Genomic DNA, 23943 nt, shown 5'->3' on the forward strand with positions numbered 1-23943 from the left:
GGCGTTTTGTTTTACAGATGGATGATCAACCTTCAGCTATAGACACGGCCAAGGAGCTGCCGATGGCTTTCAAACTGATCGAGCACGTCCCGGGTGATCTGTTCCTGGGCGAAGCCCATCAGGTCGTATTCCTGAGGTCCGTTGTGCAGGTAGACCTCAGCGCGGTAGTAACGCGTGCGCTCTTCCTCGGGCAGGTCGCTCGGTGCCGACGAGTAAGCATCCAGGCTCACTTCGTAGACAAACGGGTTGCCCTCTTCCATCTCGATGCGCACACCGATGCAGCGCTTGGATTTACCCAGCAGCGTCTGCACTTCCAGCCCCTGTTCACGCAAGGCCGTCGCCGCTTCTTCCAACGCCGGCGTGACGTGCTTGTCCATGAAGCGTTGCACGGTGCCTTGGCTCGGTTGCAGGTCCAGCGCGGTCAAACGCTCGCTGAAACCACGGCGGCCACGCTCGGCCAGTTGCGCCTGCTCCTGTTCGATAGCCACGTCCTGGCGCATCGCCTTGTGCAAGCCGAACATGAAGAAGATCAACACCACCGAGAACGGCAGCCCCGCCAGCACCACCATGGTCTGCATGGCTTCGAAGTTGCCGGCGAACAACAGGCCGATGGTCACCAGGGTGATCACCGCCGACCAGAAGATCCGCAGCCAGTGCGGCGCATCTTCATCCACATTGCCGCCTTTGCACGACAGGTTGGCCATCATCACCGCGCCGGAATCCGCCGGGGTCAGGAACAGCACGAAGCCCACGAAGATCGACACGCCGATGACGACTTTCGACGCCGGGTAATGCTCAAGCAACTGGTAGATCGCCATGGACGGCTGTTCCAGTGCGGTCTTGCCCAACTCCACCGCGCCGTGGTTCAGCACCAGGTCCAAGGCCGAGTTCCCGAAGATCGACAACCACGCCAGGGTAAAGCCCAGCGGGATCAGCAGCACGCCGGCCACCAGTTCACGCACCGTGCGACCACGGGAAATACGCGCGATGAACATGCCCACGAATGGCGCCCAGGAAATCCACCAGGCCCAGTAGAACAGGGTCCACAGGCCCATCCAGCGCTCGGTTTTGTCGGCGTCGCCTTCGTACACATAGAGGTCGAAGGTTTTCAGCACCAGACCGTTCATGTAGTCGCCGATGTTCTGCACAAAGCCGTTGAGCAAGTGCAACGTCGGGCCAAACAACAGTACAAAGATCAGCAGGCCGCTGAACAACACGATGTTGAGGTTGGACAGGCGACGAATGCCATTCTCCACGCCCGACACGGCGGCGATGGTCGCCACGGTGCTCATCACGATGATCACGATCAGCAGGTTGGTGTTGCTGTGCTCCATGCCGAACAGGTTTTCCAACCCGGACGACACCTGCATCGAACCAATCCCCAGGTTCGTCACCAGGCCCAACAGGGTCACGAACATGCCGAAACCGTCCACCGCATGGCCGGCCGCGCCTTTCACCCAACGCTCGCCCACCAGCGGGTACAGCGCCGAACGCAGGGCCAGCGGCTGGTTATGACGGTACGCGAAATACGCCACGGCCAGGCCGACCAGGGCGTAGATCGCCCAGCCGTGCAGGCCCCAGTGCAGGAAGGTCAATTGCAGCGCCTGGCGTGCGGCGCCATTGCTGGCGGCAGCGCCTTCGGGCGGGTTGAAGTAGTGGTCCAGCGGCTCGGAAGCACCGAAGTACAGCAGCGAAATGCCGATGCCCGACGAGAACAACATGCCGGCCCAGGCGCCGTAGCTGAAGTCCGGGGTGTCGTCCTTGCTGCCCAGTTTCAATTTGCCATAGGAAGAAAACGCCAGGCCGACCACGAACACCAGGTAGGCGGCGATGACCACCATGTAGTACCAGCCGAAGCTTTTCGACAGCCACGCCTGGGCGACACCGAGCATGCGCCCGGCCTCCTGCGGGGCGATGATCAGGATGGCAGTCAACAACAGAATCAACGCGGTGGAGGTGTAGAACACCCAACCGTTGACCCGCACCTTTTCCGGTGGGGTCTTTATAAGAGAGGCAGAACTCATGGCGCAGATGCTCCGGGCAGTGCGAGAGAGAAACACAAGGCAACGGTTATCCCGGGACATCGATTTTTCGGCAGTCGACGGACGGGTGTTATAAAGACACCCCTTAAATCCCTGCACCCCATGAGCGCAGTGCCCAGGGACGTTTCAGGGGTTTAACCAGGTGCCAGATGTCGCGCCTACATGTAGGAAACACCTGTAGGACGCGACCATTTGTCGCAGATCTTATTCTTTGTTGATTGAACGTTCAATCAAAACAAAATAGACTGGCCCTCAAGCCGACGGACGTTGATCGCCCATCGGCAGGCCTAAGGAGAGGTGCTACATGCCCAAGGTCGGTATGCAACCCATACGCCGCCAGCAGTTGATCGAAGCCACGCTGACGGCCATCGATCAGGTCGGAATGGGAGATGCCAGCATTGCGCTGATCGCCCGTTTGGCCGGCGTTTCGAACGGCATCATCAGTCACTACTTTCAGGACAAGAACGGCCTGATCGCCGCGACGATGCGGTACTTGATGAATGCGCTGATCGAGAACGTCCACGAACGCAGGCTCGCACTGAAGGACGACAGCCCACGGGCACACCTTCAGGTGATCATCGAGGGCAACTTCGATGCCAGCCAGGTCAACGGCCCGGCAATGAAAACCTGGCTGGCCTTCTGGGCCACCAGCATGCATCACCCGTCATTGCACAGGTTGCAGCGGATCAACGATCAACGTCTGTATTCCAACCTGTGCTGCCAGTTCCGCCGAGTGCTGCCGCTGCCGCACGCACGCAAAGCAGCCCGAGGCCTGGCGGCCCTGATCGACGGTTTATGGTTGCGCGGCGCCCTGTCGGGAGACGCTTTCGACACGGCGCAGGCGCAACGGATCGCTTACGAATACATGGATTTCCAATTGGCCAAGCAGGTGAGTTAGAGCACACATAACCGCTCAACCCCTGAACTGCTGTCGCTCAGTGTTGCCACACCCTTATGGCTCACTGTTCGGCGGTTAACGCCAACCACTTATGCACTTGCGAGGACTTTATGGCCCGTTTCGACCTGCAAAAACTCTACATTGACGGCGGCTACAGCGACGCTGGCAGCGATGCCACCTTCGAAGCCATCAACCCGGCTAACGGTGAAGTTCTCGCCCAAGTGCAACGCGCGACTAAAGAAGACGTTGAACGTGCCGTGGTCAGCGCCGAAAAAGGCCAGAAAATCTGGGCCGCCATGACCGCCATGGAGCGTTCGCGCATCCTGCGTCGTGCCGTCGACATCCTGCGCGAGCGCAACGACGAGCTGGCCGCCCTGGAAACCCTGGACACCGGTAAATCCTTCTCCGAAACCAAGTACGTCGACATCGTTACCGGCGCTGACGTGCTGGAATACTACGCAGGCCTGGTGCCGGCCATCGAAGGCGAGCAGATCCCACTGCGCGACACTTCGTTCGTCTACACCCGCCGCGAGCCGCTGGGCGTGGTCGCCGGTATCGGCGCGTGGAACTACCCGATCCAGATCGCCCTGTGGAAATCCGCACCGGCCCTGGCTGCCGGTAACGCGATGATCTTCAAGCCGAGCGAAGTCACCTCGCTGACCACCCTGAAACTGGCCGAGATCTACACCGAAGCCGGCGTTCCGGCGGGCGTGTTCAACGTACTGACCGGCAGCGGCCGTGAAGTCGGCACCTGGCTGACCGAACACCCGCGCATCGAGAAAGTCTCGTTCACCGGCGGCACCGACACCGGCAAGAAAGTCATGGCCAGCGCTTCCAGCTCGTCGCTCAAAGACGTGACCATGGAACTGGGCGGCAAGTCCCCGCTGATCATCTTCGACGACGCCGACCTCGACCGCGCCGCCGACACCGCGATGATGGCCAACTTCTACAGCTCCGGCCAGGTCTGCACCAACGGCACTCGTGTATTCGTACCCAAGCACCTGCAAGCGGCGTTCGAAGCCAAGATCGTTGAGCGTGTCGCGCGCATTCGCGTTGGCAACCCGGAAGACGAAAACACCAACTTCGGTCCGCTGGTCAGCTTTGCCCACATGGAAAGCGTGCTGGGCTACATCGCCAAGGGCAAAGAGCAAGGCGCCCGCCTGCTGTGCGGCGGCGACCGCCTGACCGACGGCGACTTCGCCAAAGGCGCCTTCGTGGCTCCGACCGTGTTCACCGACTGCACCGACGACATGGTCATCGTGCGTGAAGAAATCTTCGGACCAGTGATGAGCATCCTCACCTACGAAACCGAAGAAGAAGTGATCCGCCGCGCCAACGACACCGACTTCGGCCTGGCCGCAGGCTTGGTGACCAAGGACCTGAACCGCGCCCACCGTGTGATTCATCAGCTGGAAGCGGGTATCTGCTGGATCAACGCCTGGGGCGAATCCGACGCGAAGATGCCGGTCGGTGGCTACAAGCAGTCGGGTGTGGGCCGTGAGAACGGCATCAGCTCGCTGAACAACTTCACCCGCATCAAATCGGTACAGGTTGAGCTGGGCGATTACGCCTCGGTGTTCTAAGACCCGAGCCTTGTATTGCCTGTGAGTGCCCTATCGCAGGCAAGCCAGCTCCCACAGTTGGAATGCGTTCCCCTGTGGGAGCCGGGCTTGCCCGCGATGAGGCCCGACCTGACTATCTCAAAAGAGGGTGCATCCAATGTCCCAAGAATACGATTACATCATTGTGGGTGCCGGCTCCGCCGGTAACACCCTGGCGACCCGTCTGACCGAAGACGAAGGCGTCACCGTCCTGCTGCTGGAAGCCGGTGGTCCCGACTACCGTTTCGACTTCCGCACGCAAATGCCAGCCGCCCTGGCCTTCCCACTGCAAGGCCGCCGCTACAACTGGGCCTACGAGACCGATCCAGAGCCACACATGGACGGCCGTCGCATGGAATGCGGTCGCGGTAAGGGCCTGGGTGGTTCTTCGCTGATCAACGGCATGTGCTACATCCGTGGCAACGCCATGGACTACGACAACTGGGCGAAATTGCCAGGCCTGGAAAACTGGACCTACCTGGACTGCCTGCCGTATTTCCGCAAGGCCGAAACCCGCGACATCGGCCCGAACGACTGGCACGGTGGCGATGGCCCGGTCAGCGTGACCACGCCAAAAGCCGGCAACAACCCGCTGTTCCACGCCATGGTTGAAGCCGGCGTACAGGCCGGTTACCCGCGCACCGTCGACCTGAACGGCTACCAGCAGGAAGGCTTCGGCCCGATGGACCGTACCGTCACGCCTAAAGGCCGTCGCGCCAGCACCGCGCGTGGTTACCTGGACACTGCCAAAAAGCGTTCGACCCTGACCATCGTCACCCACGCCCTTACCGACAAAGTCTTGTTCGAAGGCAAGCGTGCCGTGGGCGTGCGTTACCTGATCGGCGCCGCTGAAGAGCGCGTTGAAGCCCGCGCCCGTAAAGAAGTGCTGGTGTGCAGCGGCGCAATCGCTTCGCCGCAACTGCTGCAACGCTCCGGCGTGGGCCCGGCCAAACTGCTGGAAAGCCTGGACATCCCAGTGGTCCACGACCTGCCCGGCGTCGGCGAAAACCTGCAGGACCACCTTGAGCTGTACCTGCAATACGCGTGCACTCAGCCGGTCTCGCTGTACCCGTCGCTGCTCTGGTACAACCAGCCGGCCATTGGTGCCGAATGGCTGTTCAACGGCACCGGTATCGGCGCCAGCAACCAGTTCGAAGCGGGCGGTTTCATCCGTACCCGTGAAGAATTCGAGTGGCCGAACATCCAATACCACTTCCTGCCGGTGGCAATTAACTACAACGGCAGCAACGGTGTGAAAGAGCACGGTTTCCAGGCGCACATGGGTTCCATGCGTTCGCCGAGCCGTGGTCGCATCCAGCTGAAGTCGAAGAACCCACGGGACTACCCGAGCATCCTCTTCAACTACATGGCCACCGAACAGGACTGGCAGGAATTCCGCGATGGCATCCGCCTGACCCGTGAAATCATGCAACAGCCTGCTCTAGACCAGTACCGTGGCCGCGAGATCAGCCCCGGCATTGACGTGCAAACCGATGAGCAGCTCGACACGTTCATCCGTGAGCACGCCGAGACTGCGTTCCACCCGTCCTGCTCGTGCAAGATGGGCACCGACGAGATGGCCGTAGTGGACGGCGAAGGCCGCGTGCATGGCATGCAGGGTCTGCGCGTTGTGGATGCGTCGATCATGCCGATCATCACCACCGGCAACCTGAACGCGCCGACGATCATGATCGCCGAGAAAATCGCCGACAAGATCCGTGGCCGCCAGCCACTGCCGCGCAGCACCGCCGACTACTACGTGGCGGGCGATGCGCCGGTGCGTGGCAAGCCGATGCGTGAAGTGGGTCCGACTGCGCAGTAACTGATACACCCTTGTGGCGAGCGGGCTTGCCCCGCGTTGGAGTGCGTAGCGCTCCCAAGGTTTTTGGGGCCGCTGCGCAGCCCAACGCGGGGCAAGCCCGCTCGCCACAATAGTTCACCTGCCACAAATGGTTGCCTTTCCTTGATCAGCTCCCAGCCCAGGCCTACTCTGTTTGCCTGCCCGCGACGAGCCGCCCACAAGGAAGGCCCCATGTTCGACCACCACGCCACACTCAAAAAACACTTCAGTGCCCTGCGCACCACCGCCGAATTCTTCTCCCTGCGCTACGTACGCGAATCCGGCCAATATCTGGCCGTACGCAAGAACGTCGCCGAACCACCGCACCTGAACCACGACGAAGGCGCCATGCTCACCGTGCGTCTCAACGGTGTGGAAGCCTACGCGGCAACCAACGACATTTCCCTGCCTGGCCTGCAAGCCGCCCTTGAGCGGGCCGAACAGCAAGCCCGGTTGATCAAGCCCCACGCCCTGCTCGACCTGCGCGACCAGCATGTCTCCAGTGATGTGGCCGACTATTTATCCCCTGAACTCAACCAAGCCTTCCCGTCCTTGAGCGACTGCTACCAGCTGCTGGGCGACGAATCCGCCGCTGTGCCGAAGGACGAGCGCCTGGTGAGCTGGGAAGTCAGCCTCGGCCTGACCCACGTCGAGCAGATCTACCTCAACAACGCTGGCGCCGAACTGCGCCAGGCCCAGCGCTTCGTGTTCCCCGGCGTCAACGTGACCGCCTACGACGGCAACGATAGCCAGAGCCGTACCCTGGGTGGCAGCAACTTCGGCCAGCAAGGCGGCTTTGATGTGATCAGCCGCTTCGGCCTGGTCGGTGCCGCGCCACGCATTGCCGACGAAGCCCTGCAATTGCTGCTCGCGCCCAACACGCCCAACGGCCCGCGCGACCTGCTGCTGATGCCCGACCAGATGATCCTGCAGATCCACGAATCCATCGGCCACCCGCTGGAGCTGGACCGCATCCTGGGTGACGAGCGCAATTACGCCGGCACCAGTTTTGTGAAGGCCAGCGACTTCGGCCATCTGCACTATGGCTCCCAGTTGCTCAACGTAACGTTCGACCCGGACATCCCCGAGCAACTCGCCAGCTACAGCCATGACGACGACGGCACGCCCGCCAGCAAGCAGTTCCTGATCCGCGAAGGGCTGCTGCTCAAACCGCTGGGCGGTGCGCTGTCGCAATTCCGTTCGGGTATGAGCGGCGTAGCCAACAGCCGGGCCAGCAGTTGGAACCGCGCGCCCATCGACCGCATGGCCAACCTGAACATTGAGGCGGGCGACAAGAGCCTGGCGCAACTGATCGGCGGTATCGAAAACGGTGTGCTGATGTCGACCAACCGTTCATGGTCCATCGACGATGCGCGCAACAAATTCCAGTTCGGCTGCGAATGGGGCCAATTGATCGAGAACGGCGAGCTGAAAGGTGTGGTGAAGAACCCCAACTACCGCGCCATTTCTGCCAACTTCTGGCGCAACCTCAGCGCGGTCGGTGACGCCAGCACCTTCAAGGTCTTGGGCACGCCGAACTGCGGCAAAGGCGAACCCAACCAGGTGATCCGCGTCGGCCATGCGTCGCCGGCCTGCGTATTCAGTGATGTCGACGTATTTGGGGGAGACGCCTGATGAACAACTTCAAGGCATTGGTGGACTGGCTCAAGCACGCCATCACCGACAACGAACAATTCCACCTGGGCTATGCGGATGAAGCGTCCGAATTCGTGCGTTTCAATCACGCCAAGGTGCGCCAGGCCCGGCCAGGTGCAACAGGCCAGCCTCAACCTGAAACTGATCAACGACGGCCGCCACGCCGACCTCGGCATCACCCTGGCCGGCGAGCCCGAACTGGACCGCCAACGCTTGGCCGACGGCCTACAACAGTTGCGTGAAACCCTGCCGCTGCTGCCCCAGGATCCGTACCTGCTGCTGAACCACAATGCCTGGCAAAGCAGCAACGAACAAACCCGCCCGCTGCCGGAACTGGCCCAGGTACTGGAAGACATCAGCCAGGCCGCCCACGGCGTCGACCTGGTCGGTTTCTATGCGGCCGGCCCCATCAGCCGGGGCTTTGCCAGTTCGTCGGGCGCCTTCGGCTGGCACCAGGCCAATAGCTTCAACTTCGATTTCAGCCTGTTTCACGCCAATGGCGAAGCGGTGAAAGCCAGCTACGCCGGGCACACCTGGGACAGCGCCGAGTTTGCCGCGCGCTTCCAGCAGGCCCGCGAACAGCTGGAGTTCCTCGGCCGGCCACTGCACACACTGGCGCCTGGGCAATACCGCGCCTACCTCGCCCCGGCGGCGATTGAAGAGATCATCAGCATCATCACTTGGGGTGGTTTTTCAGCCCAGGCCATCGCCAGCAAGGGCAGTTCGCTGCAAAAGCTGTACGCCGGCGAACAGTCCCTGAGCCCGCTGGTGACGCTGACGGAACAGATCAGCGGTTCCCTGAGCCAGGCTTTTTCCACCGAAGGTTACCCGCGCGGCGACGTCACCCTGATCAAGGCGGGAAGCGCCGAGGGCCAATTGATCAACTCGCGCAGCGCGGCCGAATATGGCTTAAGCACCAACGGCGCAAGCAGCGATGAATCGCCCAGCGCCTTGCAGATGGCCGGCGGCAGCCTGGCCCAGGCCGATATCCTCAAGCAGTTGGGCACCGGGTTGTATATCAGCAACCTGTGGTACCTGAACTATTCGGACCTGCCGGCGGCACGCCTGACCGGCATGACGCGCTTCGCCACCTTCTGGGTGGAAGACGGCGAGATCAAGGCGCCGGTCAGCACCATGCGCTTTGATGACAGTGTCTACAGCCTGCTCGGTTCGCAGCTCGAAGCCCTGACCTCTGATCGGGAGTTGCTGCTTTCTGCCAGCACTTACAGTCAGCGCAATACCGCCTCAAATCTGCTGCCAGGAGCGTTGGTAAAACGCCTGACACTTACTCTGTAAGCGTCTTACGCCTGTAGGCAGAGGCACTCCTACAGGCGTTTCTCCTCCACCGTAGGACACCTTCCTTTCCTCCAGAATCCTCGTTATAAGGGTTAATGGCATCCCGCCACCCCCACCCACGAGAGCACGACCTTGCCCGGGAAGGGCAAGCTGGAGCGTTGACATGAACCATGGAAGTTTTGTCATTGAGAAGCTGTTCAAGCACTACAACGTTCATGTTGAGCAGCTAGGAAACGATTCTGGAAAGAAGACCGTCTTGATGGTCAACGGCGCGCTGTCCACCACGCGCTCCTTCGCCCGCACCAGCAAATGCCTGGCGGAGCATTTCAATGTGGTGCTGTTCGATCTGCCGTTCTCCGGCTACTCCCGCGAACACAACACTGAGCTGGACCTGGTGACCAAGGACGACGAAGTGCAGATGCTGCGCGCGCTGGTCGAGCGCTTTCAGGTCAACCACCTGGTATCGGCCTCCTGGGGCGGCATCTCGACGTTGCTGACCCTGGCGCACAACCCACCCTCCATCGAAAGCTCAGTGGTGATGGCCCTGGCACCCAACCTCAACCAAGCCATGCTCGATTATGTGGAACGCGTACGTGTATTGATCGAGGCCGATGACAAGTCCGCCGTCGGCCACTTGCTCAATGAAACCGTCGGCCAATATTTGTCGCCCCGGCTCAAACGCAACAACCACCGTCACCTGTCGACCATGGCCACCACCGAATACCGCCAGGCGCGGTTTCATATCCACCAAGTGCTGGCCTTGGGTGACGGCAACTACCTGCCGGCACTCAAGCAAATTGAAACGCCGGTGCACTTTCTCAACGGTGCCCTCGACGAATACACCCCCGCCGCCGAGGCCCAGTTGTTCAAGCAGTACGTGGGGCGTAGCAGCTTTGCCGTCGCCGAACACACTGGCCACTTGCTCGATCTTGAATCCAACGAAGCCGCGGTGGCGGTGCACCGTGAACTGCTGGATTTCCTGGTGGGAAAACGCGCGACGAATGGCGCATAATCGCCAACACATAGCCTGCTAACCAAAAGGGTTTCCATGCCGAACCGCGTCCCGCTCGATGCCAAGACCGCCCGCTGGCTCCCCTGGGTGGTCGCGATTGCCTTCTTCATGCAGTCGCTCGACGGGACGATCCTCAACACGGCATTACCGGCGATGGCCCGGGACCTCGCGGAAAACCCGCTGCGTATGCAAGGGGTGGTGATCGCCTACATGCTCACCGTCGCCTTGCTGATCCCGGCGTCGGGCTGGATCGCCGACCGCTTCGGCACCAAGAAAATCTTCTTTGGCGCAATCATGCTGTTCAGCATTGGCTCGCTGCTGTGCGCCCTGTCCAGCAGCTTGACCATGCTGGTGGGCGCACGGGTGATCCAAGGCCTGGGCGGTGCATTGATGCTGCCCGTCGGACGACTGGTGGTGCTGCGCGCCTACCCGCGCTCCGAACTGGTGCGCATCATGGGTTTCATCACCATCCCCGGTTTACTCGGCCCATTGCTCGGCCCGACCATGGGCGGCTGGATGGTGCAATACCTGACCTGGCACTGGATCTTCCTGATCAACCTGCCGGTGGGCATGATTGGCTGCTACGCCGTGTGGAAATTCATCCCCGACCTGCGCGGCAGCGAGCGCACGCGCTTCGATGGGATCGGCTTCCTGCTGTTTGGCGCCGCGATGGTGCTGATCACTATCGCCATGGAAGGCCTGGGCGAGCTGCACTTGCCGCACTTGAGGGTGATGTTGCTGCTGTTCGGCGGGCTCGCGTGCCTGGCGGCGTATTGGTTGCGGGCCGGGCACATCGATAATCCACTGTTTTCACCGGTGCTGTTCAAAACCCGCACCTTTGCCGTGGGCATCCTCGGCAACTTGTTCGCGCGGTTGGGCAGCGGCGCCCTGCCGTTCCTGGTGCCGTTGCTGTTACAGGTGGCGCTGGGGTACTCACCGTCGGAAGCCGGCATGAGCATGTTGCCCCTGGCGGCGGCGGCGATGTTTGCCAAGTCCGTGGCACGCCCGCTGATCGAACGCCTGGGCTACCGCATCGTGTTGACTGGCAACACTCTGGCCCTGGGCATCATGCTGGCGAGCATGGGATTGGTCACGGAACACACGCCCTACCCGCTGCTGCTGGGAATGCTGGCGGTGCTGGGGGCGATCAACTCGCTGCAATTTACCGCGATGAACACCGTCACCCTGATCGACCTCGATGACGCCCAAGCCAGCAGCGGCAACAGTTTGCTGTCGGTGGTGGCGCAATTGTCGTTGAGCCTCGGGGTCGCCTGCGCCGGCGCGCTGCTCGGCGGGTTTACCGCCGAAACCGGCAACGACGGCGTCAGCACGGTACTCGGCGCATTCCAGCTGACCTTCCTCACGGTGGGCATCATGGCGATGCTGGCGGCCGCGATCTTCCTGCAACTGTCGCCAAAAGACGGCAAGCGTGCCGTCAGCCCCGAGCAGCATATCGAGCATTAACAGGCTTCTCGTCTAGAACTTGCGGGGAAATTCCCACGAGACTGGTACACTGCGCGACATTTTGTTTTGCAGAGCCAGTCCCGTGACTACCATCGCCACCGCTTTTAATACTTTGCCCCTGTCCGCCGCCATGCTGGCTAACCTCGACTCGCTGGGTTATGTCGAGATGACGCAGATCCAGGCGCAAAGCTTGCCGGTGATCCTCAAGGGGCTGGACCTGATTGCCCAGGCCAAGACCGGCAGCGGCAAGACCGCCGCCTTCGGCATCGGTCTGTTGAACCCGATCAACCCGCGCTACTTCGGCTGCCAGGCCCTGGTGATGTGCCCGACCCGTGAGCTGGCCGACCAGGTCGCCAAGGAAATCCGCCGCCTGGCCCGTGCCGAAGACAACATCAAGGTGCTGACCCTGTGCGGCGGCGTGTCCCTCGGCCCGCAGATCGCCTCCCTGGAACACGGCGCCCACGTCATCGTCGGCACGCCGGGCCGTATCCAGCAGCACCTGCGCAAAGGTTCGCTGGTCCTCGACGGCCTGAACACGCTGATCCTCGATGAAGCTGACCGCATGCTCGACATGGGCTTCTACGACGCCATCGAAGACATCATCAGCAAGACCCCGCCGCGCCGCCAGACCCTGCTGTTCTCGGCCACCTACCCGGTGAGCATCAAGCAGTTGGCCTCCAAGTTCATGCGCGCGCCGCAGCAAGTGAAAGCCGAAGCCTTCCACTCCGATGACCAGATCGAGCAGCGTTTCTTCGAGATCTCGCCGGAAGAGCGCATGGACGCAGTGACCAAGGTATTGGCGCACTTTCGCCCAGCGTCTTGCGTAGCCTTCTGCTTTACCAAGCAGCAAGTGCAGGAAACCGTGGATCACCTGACGGCCAAGGGCATTTCCGCCGTCGGCCTGCACGGCGACCTGGAACAGCGCGACCGTGACCAGGTGCTGGCCATGTTCGCCAACCGCAGCACCTCAGTGCTGGTTGCCACCGACGTGGCTGCCCGTGGTCTGGACATCGACTCGCTGGACATGGTGATCAACGTCGAACTGGCCCGCGACTCAGAAATCCACATCCACCGCGTCGGCCGTACCGGTCGTGCCGGTGAGACCGGCATTGCCATCAGCCTGGTGGCGCCGTCCGAAGCGCACCGCGCCCAGGCCATCGAGCAACTGCAGAAGTCGCCGCTGAACTGGGACCAACTGGACAACCTCAAGCCGCAAAGCGGTGGCCCGTTGCTGCCACAGATGAGCACCCTGTGTATCGCTGCCGGCCGCAAGGACAAGGTTCGCCCAGGCGATATCCTTGGTGCGCTGACCGGTGAAGCCGGGATTCCGGGCGCCCAGGTCGGCAAGATCGCAATCTTTGACTTCCAGGCCTTCGTGGCCGTGGAACGTGGGATCGCCAAGCAGGCGTTGCAGCGTTTGAACGACGGCAAGATCAAAGGCCGTTCGTTGCGCGTGCGGATCCTGTAAAGCTCTCTCGTTCAATGGAGATCTAATGTAGGAGCGGGCTGTTGTGGCGAGGGAGCTTGCTCCCGCTGGGCTGCGCAGCGGCCCCACGATTTTGGGAGCGCTTCGCACTCCAGCGCGAGCAAGCTCGCTCGCCACAAAAAGCCCGCACCTACATTTAAACGTGCTTCAAATCAGATTTTTGTGAGGACACCGTTTTGCGCTCGACCGAAGTTGTGATCATTGGCGCCGGCGCCGCAGGCTTGATGTGCGCACTGACCGCCGCCGGGCGTGGGCGCAAAGTGATGTTGATCGACCATGCGAACAAGGCCGGCAAGAAGATCCTGATGTCCGGCGGTGGCCGCTGCAATTTCACCAATATGTACACCGAGCCTGCCAACTTCCTCTCGCACAATGCGCACTTCTGCAAATCCGCCCTGGCGCGTTATACCCAGTGGGATTTCATCGGGCTGGTGGCCAAGCACGGCGTGCCATATCACGAGAAGAAGCTCGGCCAGCTGTTCTGCGATAACAAGTCCAGCGACATCCTCGGCATGCTCTTGGACGAGTGCATCCAGGTCGGCGTGAGCCTGCACCTGGACACCTCGATCCAGGAAATCGCCAAGCTCGACAGCGGCTACCAGTTGCAGACCACCTTGGGTGAACTGCGCTGCGAATCCCTGGTGATCGCCACCGGTGGCCTGTCGATTCCGACACTGGGCGCCACCGGTTTTGGTTATCAAGTGGCCAAGCAGTTCGGCCACGAACTGCTGCCGACCCGCGCCGGGCTGGTGCCGTTCACCATCACCGATCAGCTCAAAGACTTGTGCGGCGAGCTGTCTGGCACCTCGGTGGATTGCCTGGTGAGCTGCAACGGCCAGAGCTTTCGCGAGAACATCCTGTTCACTCATCGCGGCCTGAGTGGGCCGGCGATCCTGCAGATTTCTTCGTACTGGGAATCCGGCGACACGGTGGAAATCAACCTGCTGCCCGACCATGACGCCCACGAGTGGCTGCAAGCGCAACAGGCCCGAACGCCCGAACAGCGAGCTGAAAACCCTGCTGGGCGAGATCTTCACCAAGAAGATGGCCAACCTGCTGGCGGACACCTGGTTTTCGTCCAAGCCGATGAAGCAGTACACCCACGCTGAAATTGCCGACATCGCGCAAAAACTCGGCAGTTGGCAATTGGTGCCGGCCGGTACCGAAGGCTATCGCACGGCCGAAGTGACCCTGGGCGGTGTGGACACGCGTGAAGTGTCGTCCAAGACCATGGAATCCCTGAAAAGCCCTGGTCTGTACTTTATCGGTGAAGTGCTGGATGTGACCGGTCACCTGGGCGGCTTCAACTTCCAATGGGCCTGGGCTTCGGGTTACGCGGCGGCGCAGTACGCCTGATCGGCGCAGTGGAATAAATTTTGCTGTTGGATGTGATCGCCACGCTTGCCGTGGCGTCCTTGATAGCTCAATTTAGCGGCATCGTCCCGGAAGACTCCAGACTTCATGTCATCGACCTCGTTCAAGCAGTCCATGCGGCGCCTGTGGGCGCTGGATAAATTCAGTTACAGCATCCGGGTGTTCATCGCCCTCACCGGCAGCATGGCGCTGTGCTGGTATCAGGATGAAATGACGCTGCTGATCCCGTTGTTCCTGGGGATTATCGCCAGCGCCCTGGCCGAGACCGATGACAGTTGGCAAGGCCGTCTAAACGCCCTGGCGGTGACGCTGGTGTGTTTCAGCATCGCCGCGCTGTCGGTGGAGCTGCTGTTCCCTTATCCCTGGGTCTTCGCGATCTCCCTGGCCCTGGCCACCTTCTGCCTGACCATGCTCGGCGCCTTGGGCGAACGTTATGGGGCGATTGCCTCCGCGACGCTGATCCTGTCGGTGTACACCATGATCGGCGTGGACCAGCGCGGTGGTGCCGTCTCGGATTTCTGGCATGAGCCGCTGCTGCTGGTGGCCGGTGCCGCCTGGTACGGCGCGCTGTCGGTGCTGTGGCAGGCGTTGTTTTCCAACCAGCCGGTGCAGCAAAGCCTGGCGCGGTTGTTTCGCGAGCTGGGGCGCTACCTCAAGCTCAAGTCGTCGTTGTTCGAGCCGATCCGCCAGCTGGATGTGGAAGCGCGTCGCCTGGAACTGGCCCAGCAAAATGGGCGGGTGGTTGCCGCGCTGAATGCGGCGAAGGAAATCATCCTGCACCGCGTGGGCAATGGCCGCCCTGGCTCGAAAGTCAGCCGCTACCTCAAGCTGTACTTCCTCGCCCAAGACATCCATGAGCGTGCCAGCTCATCCCACTATCCCTACAACGCATTGGCCGAAGCCTTCTTCCACAGTGACGTGCTGTTCCGCTGCCAACGCCTGCTGCGTCAACAGGGCAAGGCGTGCCAGACCCTGGCCGAGTCGATCCAGCTGCGCCAGCCGTTCATCTATGACGACAGCTTCGCCGAAGCCTTGGGCGATTTGAACGCCTCCCTGGAACACCTGCGCATCCAGAGCAACCCAGCCTGGCGCGGCCTGCTGCGCTCGTTGCGCGCGCTGGCGGCCAACCTGTCAACGCTGGACCGCCTGCTGGGCGACGCCAGCAACCCCGACAGCCTGGCCGACGCCACCGACAGCAACCTGCTGGACCGCGCCCCGCGCAACCTCAAGGAAATGTGGACGCGCCTGCGCACGCAGATGACGCCCACATCACTGTTGTTCCGTCACGCGTTGCGCCTGTCCCTGGCGCTGACCGTGGGCTACGGCATGTTGCATGCGATTCATGCCTCCCAAGGCTACTGGATCATCCTGACCACGCTGTTCGTGTGCCAGCCGAATTACGGCGCCACCCGGCGCAAGCTCGGCCAGCGGATCATCGGCACCGCTATCGGCCTTACCGTGGCCTGGGCCTTGTTCGACCTGTTTCCGAGCCCGCTGGTGCAGTCGATGTTCGCCATCGCCGCCGGCCTGGTGTTCTTTATCAACCGCACCACGCGCTACACCCTGGCCACCGCCGCGATTACGTTGATGGTGCTGTTCTGCTTCAACCAGGTGGGTGACGGTTACGGGCTGTTCCTGCCGCGTCTGTTCGATACCTTGCTGGGCAGCTTGATTGCGGGCCTGGCGGTGTTCCTGTTCCTGCCGGACTGGCAGGGCCGTCGCCTGAACAAAGTGCTGGCCAACACCCTGACCTGCAACAGCATCTATTTGCGCCAGATCATGCAGCAATACGCCGCTGGCAAAAGCGACGACCTGGCTTACCGCCTGGCGCGACGCAACGCGCACAACGCCGATGCGGCGCTGTCGACCACCCTGGCGAATATGCTGATGGAGCCGGGGCACTTCCGTAAGGAGGCGGATGTGGGCTTCCGCTTCCTGGTGTTGTCGCACACCTTGCTCAGTTACTTGTCAGGCCTCGGCGCGCACCGCGAAACCCAGTTGCCAGCGGAGGTGCGCGAGCATCTGATCGATGGCGCCGGGAATACCTTGGCGGCGAGTATTGATGAGATCGCCACGGGGCTTGCGAACAAGCAGCCGATTGCGATTCAGAGCGACGCCGAGGAAGCGTTGGCGGCCGACCTGGAACAGATGCCGGATGAGATTGATGAAGGGCAGCGATTGGTGCAGACACAGTTGGCGTTGATCTGTCGGCAGTTGGGGCCGTTGCGCACGTTGGCGGCGCATCTGATCAAAGACACCAGCGCGGCCTGACCTGTGGTGAGCGGGCTTGCCACAACAAGCCCACTACATACCATGCGCCTTCATCAACCGCGCATAACTGCCATCCGCCTTCATCTTGGCAATCTCCCGGTCAAAGCTGGCGACGATCTGTTCATGCTCGGGGTTCTTCAAGCTCACCAAGATATGCAGACTGTTTTCGCTCAACGGCTTGGGTAAAAACTCCACCGCATTGCGCACCCGCGCCGACTCGCGGGACAAGTAATAACGCGCCACATATTCATCCTCCACGGTCAGCCGCACCCGCTGCGCCGCAAGCATGCGCACCGCCATGGCGAAGTTATGCACCGGCACTTTCTGCAACTGCGCATCGCCATCGAACGCCGCCGAATAGGCATACCCGCGCACCACGGCGATGGGGTAGTCGTGCAGTTGCTCAAGGTTCTGAAATGCAATGGGATCGTCACGCCGCTTGATGAAACGCACGCGGTTGAGCAGGTATTCGCCGGAAAACTGCCCCAGCTGCGTACGCGCATCGTCGTACCAGGCGTTCACCAACACGTCATAACGCCCGTCGCCCACCCCCATTAACGCCCTGGCCCAGGGCACCTGTTCGAAATCGCTGGCATATCCCGCACGGGCAAGGGCGGTGCTGACGATATCGGTGGCCAGCCCGCCATTGATCAAGGTGGCATCGGTAAAGGGTGGCCAGGCATCCGCTACCAGGCGCAGACGCTGTGCGAAGGCCGGCTGGGCCAGCAACAACACTCCAATCAAAGCAACGGCACGAGAGAATCGCGGCATGCTCAAAGTCCTTGGCAGGCAGGCGTTATCCTGAGCTCAGGTGGGGCCTGAGGTTCTAACAGTAGCTCAGATTACACAAAGAAACCGGCGCCGAACGCACTCAATGATGGCAAATTGATTTCACTCACAAAAATAGTCGATTTAGACACAATCGGCTGCCGCGCTTACTATCCGCAGCAGACATCTATAAGAGAACACGCCATGACCGTTGAATGGGTTTGCAAGCACCACGATGACCTGGGCAAGGAGCAGCTCTACGCCATCCTGCGCCTGCGCAACGAGGTCTTCGTTGTCGAGCAGAAATGCGTTTACCAGGACCTCGACGGGCAGGATCTGTCGGGCGACACCCACCATTTGATGGCCTGGCAGGATGATCAGTTAGTGGCCTACCTGCGCCTGCTGGACCCAGAAACCCAAGGTGGTGACGTGGTAATCGGCCGCGTGATTGTGGCGCCGGTAGCGCGTGGTACCGGGCTGGGGCATCGGATGATGGAAGAAACACTCAAGCGGATTGAGGATATCTGGCCACAAACGCCGATTTTCCTGTCAGCCCAGGCGCATTTGCAGGGCTACTACGGGCGCTACGGGTTCGTCGTCGCCGGTGAGGAATACCTGGAAGATGATATTCCGCACATTGGCATGAGAAAGGACTAGGGGTAACCCAGCACCTGTTTGATCTGCGCGAGATTGGCCTCGATCCAGCGCCGATCGATCGCCCCCCAGCTGCGAATTCGATAGTGCCCGGCGTGGTTGCGGGCACCGTCCTCCTGCTCGAATTCACACAGGATATCCAGGTCGGCCAACGCCGCAATCGTGTCCTGCGCCGTGCGCCGGGGCATGCCGGTGGCGTCGGTCAATGCTGGGACGCTGCTGGCCTGGCCGCTGTCGATCAGGTAGGCCACGTACAGGCGGCGGTAGAAGCTGCTCTTGGTCTTGCTCACATCCATGGTCGGTCGCCTTGTGCGGTCAGGGTTTGCCCTGCAGGTCGCGGTACGTGAGGTAGACGCGCAGGTCGAATTCCACCTGATGGTAGCCCGGCATCATGTACTCACAGAGTTTGTAGAACGCTTTGTTGTGGTCCGATTCCTTGAAGTGCGCCAGCTCGTGGACCACGATCATGCGCAGAAACTCCGGCGCGGCCTCCTTGAACAGCGCGGCAATGCGAATCTCTTTCTTGGATTTAAGGTTGCCGCCCTGCACACGCGAAATCGTGGTGTGCAGGCCGAGGGCGCGGTGGGTCAAGTCCAGGCGGTTATCGAACAACACCTTGTCGATGGCCGGCGCATTGCGCAAGTGCTCCTGCTTCAAGGCCAGGGCGTAGGCGTACAGGGCCTTGTCGCTCTGCACGGCGTGGCGTTCGGGGTAACGTTGTTCCAGGTAGGCACCCAACTGGTCCTTGGCGATCAGCTGGCGCACTTGTTCCTGGAGGGCGGCGGGATAGGCCTGTAGGTATTTCAGCGCGGTCATGGGGTCTGCAACAGGTTCGGATGGCCGCCAGTGTAACGAATTCAGCCCAGGCGAGCGCGGCACCAGTCGGTCACTTCCTCGGCCATCAACGGTTGCGCCGCCAACGGGCCTTGGATAAACGGGCAACCGTTGGCCTTGAGCCATTGGGCTTGCTGCTGGGTTTCGACGCCCTCCGCCACCACCACAACCTCAAAATGCCCGCACAGTTCGATGATGCTGCGCGCCATCACCGCGTCCCGCGCGGAACCCGGCAGGCGCGCGACCAATTGCGGGTCGAGCTTGAGCGTATCGAACGCCAGGTCGCGCAGATGCGCCAGGGAGCAATTGCCCAAGCCAAAGTCATCCAGCGCGGTGCGCACGCCGATCTGGCGCAACAACTTGAGCTGCTTGGTCGACTCTTCGAGGTTACTCATCAGGCAGTCTTCACTGATTTCCACCTCCAACTGCCGCCCCTGCAACCCATGTCGCTCCAGTACCTGCTGCAGTTGGCTGGCCAGGTTGGGCATATTGAACTGGTTGCTGCTCAGGCTCACGCTTAGCACCAGTTCATCATCAAACGTGGTTTTCCAGGCCTGGCGTTGCGCGGCGACCTGTTGATAAATCCAGGTGCTGAGCTGGCTGATCAACCGCGCCTCCTCCAGCAACGGCAGAAACAGCCCCGGCGGCACATCGCCAACACTCGGGTGCTGCCAGCGCAACAGCGCTTCGACACCGCGCAGGCGCCCATCGTCCAGAGAAACTTGAGGCTGATAGACCAGGGTGAAATCCTTGTTCTGGATCGCCGTGCGCACACTGTCTTCCAGCATCAGCCGAGAGCGGGCGCGGCCGTTCATTTCCTGGTCGTAATAGCGATACTGCTGACGGCCCGCACGCTTGGCTTCGTACATGGCAATGTCTGCGGCGCGTAGCAGGCCATTCAAGTCCGAACCACAATCCGGGAACGTGGCGATGCCGATGCTGACGCCGAGCATCACATCCAGACCGTCGATTTGCTGGCACACCGACACGCGTTCGATCAGTTTTTCCGCAATCTTCGCGGCTTGCTCCGGAAACTCCAGCTCCAGCAACGCCGTGAATTCATCCCCGCCCATGCGCCCGAGCATATCGCCGGACCGCAAGCAGGCCTGCATCTGTTCCGACACCCAGCGCAACACCCGGTCGCCTGCGTCATGCCCCAACGAGTCATTGACCCGCTTGAAACCATCCAGGTCCAGGTACAGCAGCACCAATGAGTGCTCGCTCCGCTCGCTGCGCAACAATGTGCTCTCTGCTGCCTGATGGAAACCACGCCGGTTCAACAGCCCGGTCAACGGATCGGTCACCGCCTGGAACTCCAGTTGCTGGTGCAAATGGCGCACTTCAGACATGTCCAGCACCGTCACCACCATGGCCTTCTGCTCGGCGGGCAACGGCGCGCAGGACAGCGCCACCGGCACCTGCTGACCGCGACCGGTGCGTAAAATGGCGTCGTGCTGGCGCCACGTTTCGCCTTTGCGGTACGCCTCGAACATCGCGAACCCCAGCCAGGCCGGCACATGGGGTTTTTGCAGGAAACTCAGGAAGCTCTCACCCTGCAACTCCGTCATGGTGGCATTCAGCAGCCGCGAAATAGCCGGGTTGGCGTACTCGATCACACTGCCCTCGCCCACCACCAGAATGCCCTCGGCGGCGTTGTCCAGCACCGAGGCATTGAACGCGCGGGCGGACTCCAGGTCATGACTCAGGCGCTGCAAGGCCCGGCGATTGCGCTGGTGCTCCAGCAATGCCTGGACCTTGGGCTTGAGAATATGCGGGTCGAAGGGTTTGAACAGGTAATCGATGGCGCCGCTGGCGTAGCCTTCCAGCACGGCGGCGGGGGATTGGGCGTTAGCGCTGAGGAAGATGATCGGCGTCATCCGTGTGCGCTGGCTGCCGCGCATCAGGCGGGCCACTTCGAAGCCGTCCATGCCGGGCATCTTCACGTCCAGCAGCACCAGGTCGACATCATGCTGCAGCAACAGCTCCAGGGCTTCCAGGCCAGACGCTGCGGTGATGACCTGCCAGTCATCGCGCTGCAAGAGCGCGCGCATGCTGAGCAGGTTTTCCGGATAGTCGTCGACCACCAGAAGAACCGAACGACCATCGCCGTGGTGTGGAGCGCATTCCATGCTACGTCTCTTCCTTGGGAGCCACTCCGGTCAATTCTGGGAGAAAACCCGGACAAACACTGAGGCCTCACTCTAGCCCCGGTTCCGGAAAATCAGAAGTAATGGCAGTGCCATCATTGCGCCAATTTTCAGGAAGCCGACTAACGGTCAATGCTTGGAGCCCACGGATCATGGGAAACATGGCTTTTTGACACTTCTTTGACGCCAATAAATTGCCAGCAAACGTTTAACAAGACGGTTAACACCACCTATAAAGAACCTGTCTGGCCCAAGGGCCTTAGCCTACACCCCTCTGTAAAAAGGCCTACGCCATGATCGACCTATCTACTTGGAACCTCAGCATCCCTGTCGGCTCCCCGCCCGCGACCATCGAAACCCCCAGATTGATGAGCGGCTTCAACGACCAATACTTCCAGGCCGAAGGCAGCAACGTGCAATTCTGGACACCCGTCACCGGCACCCGCACGGAAAACGCCATTTACCCACGCAGCGAACTGCGTGAGACCTACGCCGATGGGCGCCTGCGTAACTGGACCTACCCGGATGCGAACAACTTCCTGCGGGCCACGTTGGAGGTCAATCAGGTGCCGTCCTCCGGCAAAGTCGTGATCGGGCAGATTCATGCCTATGACAGCCAGAAGCCGCTGATCAAGTTGGAGTACCAATTCAAGGAGAAGACCCAGACCGGCAATATCGTCGCCAAGGTGAGGATGCGCCCGGATGATGGTGAAGGGCGGGTGATTACCGTGGCGTCCAATGTGCCGTTGGAGAAAAGCTTTACCTACGTGATCAACCTCAACAAAGCTGGGCTGCTCAGCGTGTATGCCGCTGATGGGCAGTGGAACGAGCGCATTGGCGCGGCGTGGGGGGCCAAGCCGTTGTATTTCAAGGCGGGGGTGTATGTGCAGGACAACAGTGGGGATAGCAAGGAAGGGGCGCGGGTGACGTTTGCCAAGCTGGATATTGATCACGACTGAGTGATGCGCCTCAACAAGTAGGCTTCATCTGATGATCACCACAGATCCTTGGGCGATTCACACGGTCGCCTGAACAACACAAAACCCTGTGGGAGCCGGGCTTGCCCGCGATAGCGGTGTATCAGGCAACATTTTCGACGACTGGCCCACCGCCATCGCGGGCAAGCCCGGCTCCCACAGGGGTTCTGCGTCCTACAGGGCCGTTGCGGTGAATCAGGGCCACGCTTATAGTTCGCCCCGTCGCCGGCATTGAACGGCGATAGGGTTTCGCAGCCCTTCAGAGTTAAAACCACAACCGTCAAAGCAGCCCCGGTATTCTTGCCGACGGCCGTCTTTGTTATGGCGGTTGTGCGTGGGAGACCTTCGGGTCTGCCGGGTCTTAACTCCTCGGTCTGCGAACCCGCGCACAACTGCCACCCTATTTGTTTCGCAGCAAACGGTGGCCATTCTTCTCTTGAGTTAAGGATTTGCCATGAAGAACCAACTACCACCCCGCCGCTTTTACCCCTGCACCGAAAACGCTACGGACAACCCCGTCCTACTGATCGACAGCGACGCCCCACTGCCAGACCTCCACGCCTGCCTGCGCGAACGCCTCAACGCCGCCCTCGAACACCTCAACCTGATGGCCTGCACCAGCCTGCCGGACTTTGGCGAACGCGACCTGAACAATGTGACGAACACGGCGCGCATTCTGGTGCAGGACGTCAGTGATGTTTTCCGCGTGATCGAGCATCGGGGTTTTGATACGCCTAACGCCGCGTGATCAATTCTAGTCATACGATTGAGCCTGCAATGTTGCGGGCTTTTTCTTCGCCTGAAGATGAAGAGCTGAAGCCAAGGAATCATCACTCCTTAAAAGGGACAGACTTATATAACACTGCCCACTTTATTCTAAAAAATTACAGACCCACGAATTAAAAACCGAGAACAAGGCAGACCCCAAAAGCAAAAATAGATCTGCCCCCCATAAAAGCCCGTCAGCAAAAAAATCACAAACCTTATGCAAAAACAGAATATTAAATATATCTAAAAATTATGCATACCTGTCAACCTTGACAGTATCAGCCCCCAATGAAACCTCACACAATGAAGGCTCACACATTGTGCTGAGGAATATAAAAATGGCTATTAATAATTTTTTCTGGTCTCCCCCGAATGTTGCGACGATCCCATGTTGCGACACCGGTTCAACTTCTCCCACCCCCACCGCCCCTGCGCCAATACAAACCATTGGATCGAAACCCGGTTTGACGATCAACTCGTTCTTGAGGGTGGGTGAGTTTGTAATCGCTGATACGTTAAATCCCGCGGGCGTGGCGACAGAAGTGGCCGGATTTTTGGACAGTATCTCTACTGACGGAAAAACCGCAGTTATCGCAGACGGTGAAACCGGCGCAACAACGAACGTAAGTGCCCGCTTTATATCTTTCTACGCCCCTGTAAACAATGTCAACATATACCCAGGACAGTATGGCGGAATCAATAACAATTTCAACGGACCCGTTTACGCTGTCAACCAATATACTCGGAGCGCGACGTACAGAGCAAAATTCCTAGCATCGACGCGGGCATTTGTCGCCCATAGCCCGTTTATCGTTCGCTAACGTATGGTTACTCGCCAATCAAAATATTTATTAC

Annotated in this window: 17 protein-coding genes and 2 pseudogenes; 14 read left to right on the plus strand and 5 right to left on the minus strand. The window is 60.5% G+C overall.

The window, feature by feature from the left end; genetic code table 11:
* Positions 1-32: 32 nt before the first annotated feature.
* Entirely contained in the window at positions 33-1967 is a 1935-nt protein-coding gene (locus AYR47_RS04575) for a BCCT family transporter (RefSeq protein WP_237142559.1), read from the minus strand.
* 379 nt (positions 1968-2346) lie between these two features.
* On the opposite strand from AYR47_RS04575, the gene betI reads away from it, so the two are divergent.
* From betI to yccS, 10 genes and pseudogenes are all read left to right on the plus strand, one after another.
* Entirely contained in the window at positions 2347-2940 is a 594-nt protein-coding gene (betI, locus tag AYR47_RS04580) for a transcriptional regulator BetI (protein WP_033898023.1), read from the plus strand.
* A 110-nt stretch (positions 2941-3050) separates the two neighbouring features.
* The gene (betB, locus tag AYR47_RS04585; RefSeq protein ID WP_016977776.1) at positions 3051-4523 is read left to right on the plus strand and encodes a betaine-aldehyde dehydrogenase; all 1473 of its coding nucleotides are present in this window, start codon (positions 3051-3053) and stop codon (positions 4521-4523) included.
* Between the two features lie 136 nt (positions 4524-4659).
* Complete coding sequence (betA, locus tag AYR47_RS04590) at positions 4660-6363, plus strand: choline dehydrogenase (RefSeq protein WP_033898022.1); 1704 nt, start codon at positions 4660-4662, stop codon at positions 6361-6363.
* Between the two features lie 210 nt (positions 6364-6573).
* Positions 6574-8016: a TldD/PmbA family protein gene (locus AYR47_RS04595; protein WP_033898021.1), complete on the plus strand. Its 1443-nt coding sequence runs from the start codon at positions 6574-6576 to the stop codon at positions 8014-8016.
* Positions 8016-9333: pseudogene (locus tag AYR47_RS04600) on the plus strand (TldD/PmbA family protein). The gene AYR47_RS04595 and the pseudogene AYR47_RS04600 overlap by 1 nt, the downstream one beginning before the upstream one ends.
* Positions 9334-9496: 163 nt before the next feature.
* Positions 9497-10345: an alpha/beta fold hydrolase gene (locus tag AYR47_RS04605; protein WP_061434433.1), complete on the plus strand. Its 849-nt coding sequence runs from the start codon at positions 9497-9499 to the stop codon at positions 10343-10345.
* 36 nt (positions 10346-10381) lie between these two features.
* Positions 10382-11809, plus strand: a complete 1428-nt coding sequence (gene mdtD / locus AYR47_RS04610; protein WP_061434435.1) for a multidrug transporter subunit MdtD — start codon at positions 10382-10384, stop codon at positions 11807-11809.
* A 130-nt stretch (positions 11810-11939) separates the two neighbouring features.
* Positions 11940-13277, plus strand: coding sequence for an ATP-dependent RNA helicase DbpA (dbpA, locus tag AYR47_RS04615; protein WP_235165500.1), 1338 nt, complete (start codon positions 11940-11942; stop codon positions 13275-13277).
* A gap of 194 nt (positions 13278-13471) precedes the next feature.
* Positions 13472-14651, plus strand: a pseudogene (locus AYR47_RS04620) (NAD(P)/FAD-dependent oxidoreductase).
* Positions 14652-14756: 105 nt separating this feature from the next.
* The gene (gene yccS, locus AYR47_RS04625) at positions 14757-16940 is read left to right on the plus strand and encodes a YccS family putative transporter (protein WP_033898017.1); all 2184 of its coding nucleotides are present in this window, start codon (positions 14757-14759) and stop codon (positions 16938-16940) included.
* 33 nt (positions 16941-16973) lie between these two features.
* Here yccS and AYR47_RS04630 read toward each other — a convergent pair whose 3' ends face one another.
* Positions 16974-17711, minus strand: a complete 738-nt coding sequence (locus tag AYR47_RS04630) for a substrate-binding periplasmic protein (protein ID WP_061434437.1) — start codon at positions 17709-17711, stop codon at positions 16974-16976.
* A gap of 201 nt (positions 17712-17912) precedes the next feature.
* Between AYR47_RS04630 and AYR47_RS04635 the strand changes: the two genes are divergently transcribed.
* Positions 17913-18365 carry a GNAT family N-acetyltransferase gene (locus tag AYR47_RS04635; protein WP_033898014.1) on the plus strand — a complete coding sequence of 151 codons (453 nt, stop codon included), beginning with the start codon at positions 17913-17915 and terminating at the stop codon, positions 18363-18365.
* Here the strand turns inward: AYR47_RS04635 and AYR47_RS04640 are convergent.
* The 3 genes from AYR47_RS04640 to AYR47_RS04650 are packed head-to-tail and all read right to left on the minus strand — an operon-like array spanning position 18362 to position 21325.
* Positions 18362-18658, minus strand: coding sequence for a winged helix-turn-helix domain-containing protein (locus AYR47_RS04640; protein WP_061434439.1), 297 nt, complete (start codon positions 18656-18658; stop codon positions 18362-18364). The two genes, AYR47_RS04635 and AYR47_RS04640, sit on opposite strands and share 4 nt — an antisense overlap.
* 19 nt (positions 18659-18677) lie before the next feature.
* Positions 18678-19178: a M48 metallopeptidase family protein gene (locus AYR47_RS04645; protein WP_010207148.1), complete on the minus strand. Its 501-nt coding sequence runs from the start codon at positions 19176-19178 to the stop codon at positions 18678-18680.
* Between the two features lie 41 nt (positions 19179-19219).
* Positions 19220-21325: a putative bifunctional diguanylate cyclase/phosphodiesterase gene (locus tag AYR47_RS04650; RefSeq protein WP_061434441.1), complete on the minus strand. Its 2106-nt coding sequence runs from the start codon at positions 21323-21325 to the stop codon at positions 19220-19222.
* 311 nt (positions 21326-21636) lie between these two features.
* On the opposite strand from AYR47_RS04650, the gene AYR47_RS04655 reads away from it, so the two are divergent.
* The 3 genes from AYR47_RS04655 to AYR47_RS32480 all read left to right on the plus strand — a co-directional run bounded on the left by AYR47_RS04655 (position 21637) and on the right by AYR47_RS32480 (position 23909).
* A complete protein-coding gene (locus AYR47_RS04655; RefSeq protein WP_061434443.1) occupies positions 21637-22302 on the plus strand; it encodes a polysaccharide lyase family 7 protein in 666 nt (221 codons plus the stop codon).
* Positions 22303-22774: 472 nt separating this feature from the next.
* A complete protein-coding gene (locus tag AYR47_RS04660; protein ID WP_061434445.1) occupies positions 22775-23068 on the plus strand; it encodes a hypothetical protein in 294 nt (97 codons plus the stop codon).
* A gap of 358 nt (positions 23069-23426) precedes the next feature.
* Complete coding sequence (locus AYR47_RS32480; protein WP_156487778.1) at positions 23427-23909, plus strand: hypothetical protein; 483 nt, start codon at positions 23427-23429, stop codon at positions 23907-23909.
* The last annotated feature ends 34 nt before the right edge of the window (positions 23910-23943 follow it).

Origin of the sequence: Pseudomonas azotoformans (assembly GCF_001579805.1) — a bacterium.
Lineage (GTDB): Bacteria > Pseudomonadota > Gammaproteobacteria > Pseudomonadales > Pseudomonadaceae > Aquipseudomonas > Aquipseudomonas azotoformans_A.

Coding starts and splice junctions, on each gene's coding strand:
- AYR47_RS04595 (WP_033898021.1), top strand. CDS start 6,574: ATGTTCGACCACCACGCCACACTCAAAAAACACTTCAGTGCCCTGCGC.
- dbpA (WP_235165500.1), top strand. CDS start 11,940: ATGCTGGCTAACCTCGACTCGCTGGGTTATGTCGAGATGACGCAGATC.
- AYR47_RS04650 (WP_061434441.1), bottom strand. CDS start 21,325: ATGGAATGCGCTCCACACCACGGCGATGGTCGTTCGGTTCTTCTGGTG.
- AYR47_RS32480 (WP_156487778.1), top strand. CDS start 23,427: ATGGCTATTAATAATTTTTTCTGGTCTCCCCCGAATGTTGCGACGATC.
- betI (WP_033898023.1), top strand. CDS start 2,347: ATGCCCAAGGTCGGTATGCAACCCATACGCCGCCAGCAGTTGATCGAA.
- AYR47_RS04630 (WP_061434437.1), bottom strand. CDS start 17,711: ATGCCGCGATTCTCTCGTGCCGTTGCTTTGATTGGAGTGTTGTTGCTG.
- betA (WP_033898022.1), top strand. CDS start 4,660: ATGTCCCAAGAATACGATTACATCATTGTGGGTGCCGGCTCCGCCGGT.
- yccS (WP_033898017.1), top strand. CDS start 14,757: ATGTCATCGACCTCGTTCAAGCAGTCCATGCGGCGCCTGTGGGCGCTG.
- AYR47_RS04660 (WP_061434445.1), top strand. CDS start 22,775: ATGAAGAACCAACTACCACCCCGCCGCTTTTACCCCTGCACCGAAAAC.
- betB (WP_016977776.1), top strand. CDS start 3,051: ATGGCCCGTTTCGACCTGCAAAAACTCTACATTGACGGCGGCTACAGC.
- AYR47_RS04655 (WP_061434443.1), top strand. CDS start 21,637: ATGATCGACCTATCTACTTGGAACCTCAGCATCCCTGTCGGCTCCCCG.
- AYR47_RS04640 (WP_061434439.1), bottom strand. CDS start 18,658: ATGGATGTGAGCAAGACCAAGAGCAGCTTCTACCGCCGCCTGTACGTG.
- AYR47_RS04605 (WP_061434433.1), top strand. CDS start 9,497: ATGAACCATGGAAGTTTTGTCATTGAGAAGCTGTTCAAGCACTACAAC.
- AYR47_RS04645 (WP_010207148.1), bottom strand. CDS start 19,178: ATGACCGCGCTGAAATACCTACAGGCCTATCCCGCCGCCCTCCAGGAA.
- mdtD (WP_061434435.1), top strand. CDS start 10,382: ATGCCGAACCGCGTCCCGCTCGATGCCAAGACCGCCCGCTGGCTCCCC.
- AYR47_RS04635 (WP_033898014.1), top strand. CDS start 17,913: ATGACCGTTGAATGGGTTTGCAAGCACCACGATGACCTGGGCAAGGAG.